Raw genomic sequence first — 11,515 nt, 5'->3', positions numbered from 1 at the left:
GAAAGCCCCTAATGGGAATAATAATTACACGGACGGACATTGGTTGTCCATATAGTTTTTACGCTCATTAAACCGAGACGGAAGCGATGGCAGAGGCAGCGACGACGTTGAAGTGGGGGGTGGAGCGCCGGCTCGAATTCATTGAGTTCCGGCTGTTTTGGGAGGGCTCGATCAATCGCGCCGGCCTGGTGGAGGCGTTTGGCGTATCGGTTCCTCAGGCGTCGAAGGATCTGACGCTCTATCAGGAGCGGGCGCCTGGAAACATGGAATATGACACGCGCGCCAAGCGCTATGTCGCCGCCGAGAAGTTCATGTTGCGCTTCCTCGATCCTGATCCTTACTTCTATCTCGCGCAGCTTCGCTCGGTCGCCGAAGGGGCTGTGCCGTCACATGATTCCTGGATTGCGGCCCTGCCCAGCGCTGATGTCGCGCTGACGCCGAGGCGGGACATCGACATAGAGGTTTTGCGCAAGATCCTCGACGCCAGCCGTGAGGGTGTCTCCATCGAGGTCTTCTATCAGTCGATGAACACGGCGCGACCGGACCCGCTCTGGCGGCGCATCACACCCCACGCCTTCGGCTATGACGGCTTTCGCTGGCACACCCGGGCCTATTGCCACCTTGAGCACAAGTTCAAGGATTTCCTGCTGCCGCGCATTCTGGATGTGGGGGCGAAGGGCGAGCCGGGAGAGACTGGCGATCAGGACTGGCTGTGGAACAATTATTTCGACGTCATGATCGGCCCGCACCCCGCGCTGACGGCGAGCCAGAAGAAGGTCGTGGCCAAAGATTACGGGCTCGATCAGGGTAACGGCGTGCTCACGGTGCGTTATGCGATGCTTTTCTATGTTTTGAAGCGCCTGGGGTTGCTGGGCGATGCTGCGAAACAGAGCGCCCATACCCAGCATATCGTGACAATAAACCGCAAAGAAACTGAGGCCGCGCTCGAGCGGGCGGAGCTTCAGCTATGAACGAAACGGGGGGCGCGCGGACTGATGGCGGCAAGGCTTGAGGACATAAAGAACGGCGCATCCGTGCGGGGCGTGGCCTCGGCGCAGGCTGTGCATGTCATTTCGGTCGACTGGATCGGCGATCAGGCGGTCAATGTCGTTTTCCGCGATCACAATGGCGCGGTCGCCGAGGCGGTTCTTTATAGGGACGACGAGCACCGTCTTGAGGTCGAGCAGAACGGGCGGCCGTGGTCGTTCGACGCCGATGGCGCCTTGCTGCGACTGGTGACAGAGGCCAACCGCATCAAGCTCGCGCACTATTTCGATCCGTATCTGGCGATTCACACCAGCCTGGTCGATCCGCTGCCGCACCAGATCTCCGCCGTTTATGGCGAAATGCTGCCGCGTCAGCCGTTGCGTTTCCTCCTCGCCGACGATCCCGGCGCCGGCAAGACGATCATGGCCGGGCTGCTGATGAAGGAGCTGATCGCCCGCAGCGATCTTGAGCGCTGTCTCGTCGTCGCGCCGGGCAGCCTGGTCGAGCAGTGGCAGGACGAACTCGGCCAGAAGTTCAATCTCGAATTCGACATTCTCTCTCGCGACATGATCGAGAACTCGCGGTCGGGCAATCCGTTCAGCGACCGAGATCGGCTGATCGTTCGTCTCGATGTGCTGGCGCGCAACGAGGAGCTTCAGGAGAAGCTCATGAGCGCGCGCGAATGGGACCTGATCATCTGCGACGAAGCCCATCGCATGTCGGCCACCTATTTCGGTGGCGAGGTCAAATATACGCGCCGCTATCAGGTCGGTCAGAAGCTCGGCCAGGTCTGCCGGCATCTGCTGCTCATGTCGGCGACGCCGCATAACGGCAAGGAAGAGGACTTCCAGCTTTTCATGGCGCTGCTCGACGGCGACCGGTTCGAAGGCCGGTTCCGCGACGGCGTCCACTATGCCGATACCGAAGACATGATGCGGCGACTGACCAAGGAGGAGCTGCTCAAGTTCGATGGCCGACCGCTCTTCCCCGAGCGGCGGGCGCGCACGGTCAAGTATCAACTCTCGGAAGGGGAGGCCGCGCTCTACACCGCCGTCACCGAATATGTCCGCACCGAGATGAACCGGGTGCAGCGCTTCGCCGAGGGCGACGGGAAGAAGCGCAACAATGTCGGCTTCGCCTTGCAGATTCTCCAGCGGCGTCTCGCCTCGTCGCCGGCGGCCATCTACCAGTCGCTCAAGCGCCGGCGCGAACGGCTCGAGAACGAACTGGGCGAGGCGCGCCTTGCCGCCAAGGGGCGCCGGTCGGGCATGGGCGAACCGGCGGTCAACGCTGACATGCTGCGCAATATCGAGGAATATGGCCAGGAGGAGATCGACGAGCTTGAGGATCTGATCTCGACGGGCGCGACGACGGCCGAGACGGTCGAGCAACTCGCCCTGGAAGTCGAGACGCTGAAGGGTCTCGAAAGCATGGCGCTGGGCGTGCTGCGCTCGGGCGTGGACACAAAGTGGAGCCAGCTCAATCGTATCCTCGACGACGATCTCATGATCGATGCGGCAGGCCATCGCCGCAAGCTGATCATCTTTACCGAGCCCAAGGACACGCTCCACTACCTGCTCGACAAGGTGCGGGCGCGGCTTGGTAATCCCGAGGCCGTCGAAGTGATCCATGGCGGGGTGTCGCGCGAAGAGCGACGCAAGGTCGTCGAGCGCTTCATGCAGGACAAGGACATGCTCGTCCTCATCGCCAACGATGCGGCGGGCGAAGGCGTGAACCTTCAGCGTGGCCACCTCATGGTCAACTATGACCTGCCGTGGAACCCGAACAAGATCGAACAGCGCTTCGGCCGTATCCATCGCATCGGCCAGGCCGAGGTGTGTCATCTGTGGAATCTCGTCGCCGCCGATACGCGCGAAGGCGAGGTCTATGCGCGGCTGCTGGAAAAGCTTGAGGCGGCGCGCGAGGCCTTGGGCGGCCGTGTCTATGACGTGCTCGGCGAATTGTTCGACGGCGTGGCGCTCAAGGATCTGCTGTTCGAGGCGATCCAGTACGGCGAGCAGGAGGACGTCAAAGCGCGCCTCTTCCAGCAGGTCGATGGCGCCGTCGATCAGGGACATCTGCTGGAACTGCTGCGCCGCCGGGCGCTGACCAACGACACCATGCCGGAGGCCAGGGTCGAGGAACTGCGCCTCGAAATGGAGCGGGCCGAAGCGCTGCGCCTGCAGCCGCACCATATCCAGAGCTTCTTTGTCGAGGCGTTCCAGCATCTGGGCGGCCGGATCAAGCGCCGAGAGGAAGGGCGTTGGGAAATCAGCCATGTGCCGGTACGCATTCGCGAGCGCGATCGCCAGATCGGGACCGGCGCGCCGATCCAGACGCAATATGAGCGGATCTGCTTCGAGAAGGACAAGATCAACCAGCAGCCGGTCGCCGCCTTCGTCTGCCCCGGCCATCCGTTGCTCGAAGCCGTGATCAGCCTGATCCGCGAGCAATATGAGCAGATCATGCGCCAGGGGGCGATCCTGGTGGACGACACCGATGCCGGTGACGCGCTGTCGGCGATCTTCCTGCTGGAGCACAGCGTCCAGGACGGGCGTGTGACCAGCGCCGGCAAGCCGCATGTGATTTCGCAGCGATTGCAGTTCGCCGCCATCGACAAGGCCGGCAATACTGTCAATGCGGGCATCGCGCCGCATTTGAATCTGCGGCCAGCGACGCCGGAGGAGGTCGAAAGCGTCCGCGAGCTTCTGCATGAGAGTTGGTTGACCACGGATCTGGAAAAGGCTGCGATCCGGTTTGCGACGGTCGAGCTGGCCCAGGGGCATGTCGGCGAGGTCAAGGCGCGGCGTTTGCCCGAGATCGAAAAGGTCGAGCAGGAAGTTCGCGCGCGGCTCAAGAAGGAGATCAACTACTGGGACGCGCGCGCCTTCGAGCTGAAGGAGGAAGAGCGCGCCGGCAAGAAGACGCGAGTGAACTGGCAGAACGCCCAACGCCGGGCGGAAGATCTGGCGGAACGGCAGAAGCGCCGAATGGACCAGCTTGAGCGCGAGCGGTTCATCTCATCGCAGCCGCCGCGCGTGCGGGGCGGCATGGTCGTCATTCCGCGGGGCCTGCTCGAAGCGCGTCAGGCGCCAGGCAGCCCGAACCACTTCGCCGAAGATCCCACCGCGCGCCGACGGATCGAGCTTGCGGCGATGGAAGCGGTCATGGCCGCGGAGCGGGCGCTGGGCAATGTGCCGGCCGATGTTTCGGCCCAGAAGATCGGCTACGACATCGCTTCTCACGATCCGAGGTCGGGGCATCTGCGCTTCATCGAGGTCAAGGGTCGCATCGACGGCGCGGACAGCGTGATGGTTACGCGGCAGGAGGTCATCACCTCCCTGCATGAGCCGGAGAAGTTCATCCTGGCGATCGTCTCCGTCAACGCCGACGTCGCTCAGGCGCCTCGTTACGTGCGCGGTCCGCTTGTGGAGCGGGAACCGTCGTTCCTCGAAACGGCGATCCAGTTCGATCTGCGGCGCTTGCTGGAGCGCGCAGAGGCGCCGTTATGACCGCGACCTCCCAGATGGCGACGGCGCCGGTCGCGTGGCCCGACTATTTCCAGCCGATCCAGGACCGCGCCACCAAGCGATGGGATCAGCTTGAGGCTGATCCTGAACTTGCAGGGCCTTGGCACCAGCTTTTCAAGCAGGTCCAGAGCCCTCGCCATATCCTCTCTGAGTTGCTCCAGAACGCCGACGATGCCGGCGCCAGCGAAGCCTGTGTGTCGATCGAGAATGAGCGCTTCGTGTTCGAGCACAATGGCGATGATTTCATCGAGGCCCACTTCGCCTCGATCTGCCGCTTCGGTTATTCCAACAAGCGGGCCCTTCACACGATCGGGTTTCGAGGGATCGGGTTCAAGAGCACCTTCAGCCTGGGCGATCGTGTCGAGCTTGTCACGCCGACTCTGGCGGTCGCCTTCGAGCGCGCACGGTTCACCCAGCCGCATTGGATCGACGGCCGCAATCTGACGTCGGGCGTCACGCGCGTTGAAGTGGCGATCGCCGATGCGCGGTTGCGGCGGGAGGTCGAAAAGAACCTCGATGAATGGTTGAAGAGCCCGGTTTCACTGCTCTTCTTCAAGACAATCCGACGCTTGCGGATCGGCGAGAGCGAGGTGCATTGGCAGAGCCTTGGACCCGGCCCCATCGCAGGGAGCGAATGGATGGCCCTCGATGAGAAGGCGGACGATCCCTTCCTGTTGGTGCGATCGGGCGAGGAAGCCTTTCCGGACGAGGCGCTCGACGAGATCCGTAAGGAGCGGATGCTGGGCGCTGAAGACAGTAGTGATTTCCCGCCCTGCCGGGTCGAGATCGTGCTGGGCGCGAAGGGCAGACTCTATGTCGTGCTGCCGACCGGGGTTGAAACGGCGCTTCCCTTCGCTTGTAATGCGCCCTTCATCCAGGACCCGGCGCGTCTCAAGATCAAGGATCCGGAAACCTCGCCGACCAATCGCTGGCTTCTGAACCGGGCCGGCGAACTCGCCGCAAGCGCGATGATGGAGTGGCTGGAGAAGGCCGGCGCCAGCGCGCAGGATCGGGCGGACGCCTATGGCCTGCTTCCCGAGGTTGACCGGGAAGCGACGACGCTCGAGGGGGCGTGTGGTGCGATCGTCGAGCTGGCGTTTGACGCGGCGATCGATGGTCGCTCGCTGTTGCTGACCGAAGAGGGACAGCTTGTCGCCGCCAGGGGCGCCGTCACCGTTCCGCAGCCGATATTCGACATCTGGCCGGCTGACCAAGCAATGGCGTTGCTCGACGCCACGGCCCGTCCCGCCCTGTGCCAGCATGTCTCGTCCAGGGATCGGACCAAGCTGGTCCATTGGGGGCTGGTCGAGGAGTTCTCGAAGTCCGATCTGCTGACACGCCTGCGGAGCCACCACCTCCCTCGGCCCTCGACCTGGCGGCATCTATTGAACCTGTGGGCCTATATCGCGCCCGAGGTGACGGGCTGGCAGTGCCATGACACCGACAGCCTGCGGATTGTGCCGGTTCAGGGCAAGGACGTGCTCTACGCGGCCTCGGAGATCGTTCGGCTTGGCGAGAAGAAGCTGCTTCAATCTGAGGAAGACTGGGAGTTCCTCGCCAGCCATCTGATCGTGCTTAACCAGAACTGGACCCGGTTCCTCGCCGAACAGCGCCGTGACAAGGCGGAGGGAGAAGGTCGCAACGACCCGATCGAGGCGGCTTTCGCGGTGCTGGAAGAGATCGGTCTCGACGGCACGAGTGACGTCAATGCCGTGATCGAACGCGTCGCCGCCGACTATTTCGGCTCGGGGCAGCCGAAGCTGGCCGAGTGCGTCCAGCTCGCTCAGATCGCGGCCAAGCTCGGCGTCACCGTTGGGGAATCCTTCCGCTATGCCTGCGCCGATCGGACGCTTCGGCCGATCGGCAAGGGCGTTCTGTTTGATGAGAATGGCGCGCTGGAAGAGCTGCTGCCCGAGACGGTGCGGGCGGCGCAGCTTTTGCACGGCGACTATGTAGCAAGCTTCAAATCCTGCTCGCGCGAAGATTGGCTCCGCTGGGTGTCGTCCGGTCGTGCGGGGCTTTTGACATTCGCGCCGCTCGTTCAGAAGCGCCAGAGCGCCTATGGTCGGCAGCAACTTACCGCGGAGGCGCAGGCGCGCGGTGCGCGCGGCGCGCTCTACTATCCCTATGTCACCAACCAGTTCGTCATTGAGGACTGGGACTTCTCGTCCGATTATTGGCGGCATTGGGAGGCGTTGTCGAAGGCGGACGCCGGCATCTGGGCCAAGATCGCCGGCAAGATCCTGGATCAGCGCGACGCCTATTGGTCGCGCGCCGTCAGCGCTCGCATGTCGCAGGTCGCGACCACGGGCTCAACGCGATCGGTCACATCAGAACGCCTGCTGGCGGACTGGTTGATGAAGCTGCGCGCAAAACCCTGCCTTCCCGACACGCGCAACATGATCCAGCTTCCGGCCGACCTGGTGCGCCGGACGCCTGAGACAGAAGCCTTGATCGACGTCGAGCCCTTTGTGAATGGGCTGCTCGACCGGGAGACGACGCGCCCCTTGCTCGATCTTCTCGGGGTCCGCAGCACGCCGAGCGGCCCCGGACGTTTGCTCGACCGGCTGCGCGCCCTGGCGAAATCCGACAAGGCTCCGGCCCATGAGGTTGAGAAATGGTATCGTCGGCTCGACCAGCTGCTCGACGGCTGCTCGACTGCCGACGCGCAGAACATCAGAACCGCCTTCAAGGCGGAGAAACTGATCCTCGCCCAGGACGGCACGTGGGTGACGTCAGTCGGCGTCTTCCTGGCGGGGGACGAGGGGGATGTTCCTGGCGCAGCGGTCGTGCGCGGGTCCGTGCTCGATCTCAGTCTGTGGCATCGTATCGGCGTCGCCGATCGCCCATCGGCGGACCTGGCGTTGCAATGGCTCGGGACGCTGGCCTCGGGCAAGGTGCTGTCGACCGACGACGCCCGGCGGGTTCGCACCCTGTTGGTCCGATACCCGACCCGCATCTGGGAAGAGTGCGCGCACTGGCTGAACCTCGTGGGCGAGTGGGCGCCGATCGAGACGCTCGGCTATGGGCTGAGCATGCAGACCCTGTTCCGGTGGAGCCATCTGCACGAATGGATCAAGCGCAAGACCGCTGATTTTCAGCGACTGTCGGGCGAGATTCTGCAGGCGCCGCCGTTCTCGGCGTTGCCGGCCTTGTCGGACCTTGTCGAAGAACGCTTCCACCAGCCGTCGCTGTTGGCCGGCATGGACGATCACCGCGCCTGGCTCACGGCCTTCGGAACCCAGCTCGGGCGGATTGAGCTTGCCGATGCGGTCGAGACCGAGCGTGTGCGGGCGTTGGCGGAAGCGATCGCGGCGACGATCTGGGTCCAGACACCCAAGCTGGAGGTTGTACCCTATCTCGATGGCGTCCCGGCGGGGACCGCGCGTCTCACCGATATTCTGTGGCTCGAGCGCAAACTGTTTGTCAGCCCGTTATCCAAGGCCAAGCTTGCCAAGCGGGTGCCGGAAGAGATCGGCAGGCCTCTGAGCGCGGACATTCGCGCAGCGCTCGCCTATGCGTTCGAGCGCTCGCCTGAGGATATCAAAGAATATCTCGAGGAGAATTTCACGCTCGGTCCCCAGCACATCGCCGCCGCTCCGATCGTCGAAGTCCAACTCCCTGCCAAGCCTGGCGATGATGATGGCGTCGACCAGGTCGCGGAAGACGAACGCGGTGATGCCGAGCCCGCGGATGCGGATGATCTCCTCCTGGCGGACGAAGATGAGCCGGCGTCGCAGCCTGAGCCCGTCTCGCCAACCGTGGAACCGGATCGAGAGCTGATCGAGACGGAGATGGCGAGCAGGCCCCGCGTCGCGCCGAAGCCGCCACGCCCCAGTGTCATGGCGCGGTTTGCGTTGGCTGAAGGCTACAAGGCTGACGGCGAGGACCGTTTTTTCCATGCGGACGGGAGCTGGATCGGTCGCGCCAACGGGACACGTTTTCCGTGGGAGCGCCGCTCGGCAGGCGGCGAGGTTCTGCGGCATTATTATCCCAAGGACCATTGTCTGGAGCACGAACCGCTCCAGCTCGAGGCCGATCTCTGGGGGCTGCTCGACCAGAAGCCGGACCTCTATTCCTTCATTCTTATCAACCCGGAGGGTGGTCCCGTCGAGATGACGGGCGCCCGCCTGCGCGCCCTGCGCGACGGCGGCGAACTGACCATCCATCCCGCAACCTACAGGCTGGTTTATGACCTCGACGACTAACACCAAGAAGAAATTGATTGAGGTTGCGATCCCGCTTGAAGCGATCAACGCCGCCTCCGCACGCGAAAAGTCCATCCGGCATGGGCATCCGTCCACGCTGCATATGTGGTGGGCGCGGCGGCCACTGGCGGCGTGCCGCGCGGTGCTGTTCGCCCAGCTTGTCGATGATCCGTCGAGCGACCCCGGGAAATTCCCCACGCCCGAAGCGCAGGAGGCCGAACGCAAGCGCCTGTTCGGCATCATTGAGGAACTTGTGGTGTGGGAGAACTCGACCAACGAGGAAGTGCTGGAACGCGCCCGCGCCGAGATCCGCAAGAGCTGCGGCGGCGAGCTGCCGCCGGTCTATGATCCGTTCTCGGGCGGCGGTTCGATCCCGCTGGAGGCGCAACGCCTCGGTCTGCCCGCTTATGGGTCCGACCTGAACCCGGTCGCGGTGATGATCGGCAAGGCGATGATCGAGATCCCACCGAGGTTCAAGGACAAGCAGCCCATCCATCCGGGCGCGAAGGACCGGCAATTCTACCGCAACGCCGAGGGGCTCGCCGAGGACGTCAAATATTATGGCGAGTGGATGCGCGAGAAGGCGTGGGAGCGCATCGGGAATCTATATCCGCAGGTGGAGCTGTCCAAGGAATATGGTGGCGGCCAAGCGACAGTAGTTGCCTGGATCTGGGCGCGAACGGTGCCTAGTCCCGATCCTGCGTTTGCCAACGTCCAGGTGCCGATCGCTTCAAGCTTCCTGCTCAGCACCAAGACCGGCAAGGAGGCTTGGGTCGAGCCTATGGTCGATAAGCAGGCCAAGACCATTTCCTATCGGATTAGGCATGGCGGAACCAAAGCCGAGATCGCCGCGGCTAAGGAAGGGACCAAGGCGGGTCGTGGCGCGAATTTCCGATGCCTTATGTCGGATACCGCCATCACCCCTGACTATGTGAAGAGCAACGGACGCGCTGGTAAAATGGGCCAGACACTGATCGCGATCGTCGCCGAAGGCCATCGCACCCGTGCTTATGTTGCACCTACGGATATGCACAGAACGCTGGCCTTGTCGGCAAAGCCTGCGTGGAAGCCCGAGGCCAGCCTGCCGAACGATCCTCGCAATTTCTGGACGGTAGACTACGGACTCACGACCTTCGGTGATCTATTCACTGATCGTCAGTTGGTGGCCCTGAATACCTTTAGCAGCCTAGTGCATGAGGTGCGTGCGCAGGTCGAGGTTGATGCGTCGGCTGCAAGCAAATCCTCCAACACGGCCCCGCTGCGTGATGGTGGTGATGGTGCAAAGGCATATGCGGAGGCGGTGAGTGTATATTTGGCTTTCGCGATCTCGAAATTAACAAACCTCGGCTCAACCGTGACAAGCTGGATGAGCGATCGAGGAGCCCTGCGCGAAACCTTTGCTCGCCAAGCGATTCCGATGGTCTGGGATTATGCTGAAGTCAACTTCTTCTCGAACTCAGGGGGGAATTGGTCGACGCCGGTCGATAAGATCAGCAGGGCAATTGCAGATTTCCCCGCGTCAGGAATTGGATCTGTTAAACAAGTTAATGCTGGGGAAGTGATTTATGAGGCTGGAACAGTAATTTCATCCGATCCGCCCTATTATGACAACATCGGATACGCAGACCTTTCAGATTTTTTCTTTTGCTGGCTCAAGCCTAGTCTAAAAGAAATCTATCCATCGATTTTCGGTGTTTTGGCGACGCCGAAAACTGAAGAATTGGTTGCGACCCCTTATCGGCACGGCGGTGCGGATGCAGCGGAGAAGTTTTTCCTTGAAGGAATGACGGCGGCAATTGGAAGAATGGCTGACGGAACGGCCGCAGATTTTCCCGCCACGATCTACTATGCTTTCAAGCAAAGTGAAGTTGAGCAGGAAGGAATCAGCTCAACGGGCTGGTCCACCTTTCTGCAAGCGGTTATTTCCGCTGGTTTTTCTGTGCTCGGCACATGGCCCATTCGTACCGAAAGCCCCGGGCGGCTGATCGCCAAGGGCACCAACGCCCTCGCCAATTCGGTCGTTCTCGTGTGCCGAAAGAAGGAAGCCACGGCCGAAATCATCTCACGTGCCGAATTCATCCGTGCTTTGAAACGCGAGCTGCCGCCGGCGATCGCCGAGCTTCAGGCTGCCAATATTGCGCCGGCAGACATGCCGCAGTCGGCCATCGGCCCCGGGATGGGTGTGTTCTCGCGCTACAAGGCCGTGCTGGAATCCGACGACAGCCCGATGAGCGTGAAAACTGCACTTCAGCTCATCAACCGGGAACTGGATGAATATCTCGGCGGCATCCAGGGCGAGTTCGACGCGGACACGCGGTTCGCCATCACCTGGTTTGAGCAGAATGGCATGGGCAAGGGCGAATACGGTACGGCCAACAGCATCGCCACCGCGCGCGGTATCTCTGTCGATAGCGTCAAGCACGCCGGTATCGTCGAAAGCGCCGCCGGCAAGGTCCGTATTCTCTCTCGCGACGAACTCGCCGGGGATTGGGAGCCGGAAAGTGATGGCCACCTGACGGTGTGGGAATGCCTCCAGCACCTGGTCCGCCTGCACGAGAAGGACGGCATCTCCCACGACACCGCCGTCCTGATGAAGAAGATCAACACCCAGGCCGAGGCCGTGAAGGATCTCGCCTACTGCCTTTACGACATCAGCGCTAACAAGCGGAAGGATGCCAAGGAGGCCACGGCTTACAACGCCCTGATCGCCGACTGGACCGAGCTGACAAAGGCCGCGGCGGCCATTCACGACACAAGCGGCGATCGTCAGATCCGGTTGGATATTTAAGG

General features: G+C 62.4%; 4 protein-coding genes. All 4 read left to right on the top strand.

Annotation, left to right across the window (positions count from 1 at the left end; all coding sequences use genetic code 11):
* Positions 1 to 86 precede the first annotated feature (86 nt).
* Genes RHIZ70P_RS09780 through RHIZ70P_RS09765 form a run of 4 tightly spaced genes read left to right on the top strand, consistent with a single transcriptional unit; the run spans position 87 to position 11,513 of the window.
* Positions 87 to 971 carry a WYL domain-containing protein gene (locus RHIZ70P_RS09780; RefSeq protein ID WP_100237048.1) on the top strand — a complete coding sequence of 295 codons (885 nt, stop codon included), beginning with the start codon at positions 87 to 89 and terminating at the stop codon, positions 969 to 971.
* Positions 972 to 995: 24 nt separating this feature from the next.
* On the top strand, positions 996 to 4,499 hold the full coding sequence (locus tag RHIZ70P_RS09775; protein WP_106754610.1) for a protein NO VEIN domain-containing protein: 3,504 nt from the start codon (positions 996 to 998) through the stop codon (positions 4,497 to 4,499).
* Complete coding sequence (locus RHIZ70P_RS09770; RefSeq protein ID WP_106754609.1) at positions 4,496 to 8,725, top strand: sacsin N-terminal ATP-binding-like domain-containing protein; 4,230 nt, start codon at positions 4,496 to 4,498, stop codon at positions 8,723 to 8,725. Before RHIZ70P_RS09775 ends, RHIZ70P_RS09770 begins: the two co-directional genes overlap by 4 nt.
* Positions 8,709 to 11,513, top strand: a complete 2,805-nt coding sequence (locus RHIZ70P_RS09765; RefSeq protein ID WP_100237045.1) for a DUF1156 domain-containing protein — start codon at positions 8,709 to 8,711, stop codon at positions 11,511 to 11,513. The genes RHIZ70P_RS09770 and RHIZ70P_RS09765 overlap by 17 nt, the downstream gene beginning before the upstream one ends.
* Positions 11,514 to 11,515 lie beyond the last annotated feature (2 nt).

The organism is Paenirhizobium selenitireducens ATCC BAA-1503, from assembly GCF_900492185.1.
Taxonomy (GTDB): domain Bacteria; phylum Pseudomonadota; class Alphaproteobacteria; order Rhizobiales; family Rhizobiaceae; genus Allorhizobium; species Allorhizobium selenitireducens_A.
This window is presented reverse-complemented; position numbering and strand designations above follow the sequence as displayed.

What these genes read in the sequence shown, in the direction of transcription:
- RHIZ70P_RS09780 (WP_100237048.1), top strand. Translation starts at nt 87, where the DNA reads ATGGCAGAGGCAGCGACGACGTTGAAGTGGGGGGTGGAGCGCCGGCTC.
- RHIZ70P_RS09775 (WP_106754610.1), top strand. Translation starts at nt 996, where the DNA reads ATGGCGGCAAGGCTTGAGGACATAAAGAACGGCGCATCCGTGCGGGGC.
- RHIZ70P_RS09770 (WP_106754609.1), top strand. Translation starts at nt 4,496, where the DNA reads ATGACCGCGACCTCCCAGATGGCGACGGCGCCGGTCGCGTGGCCCGAC.
- RHIZ70P_RS09765 (WP_100237045.1), top strand. Translation starts at nt 8,709, where the DNA reads ATGACCTCGACGACTAACACCAAGAAGAAATTGATTGAGGTTGCGATC.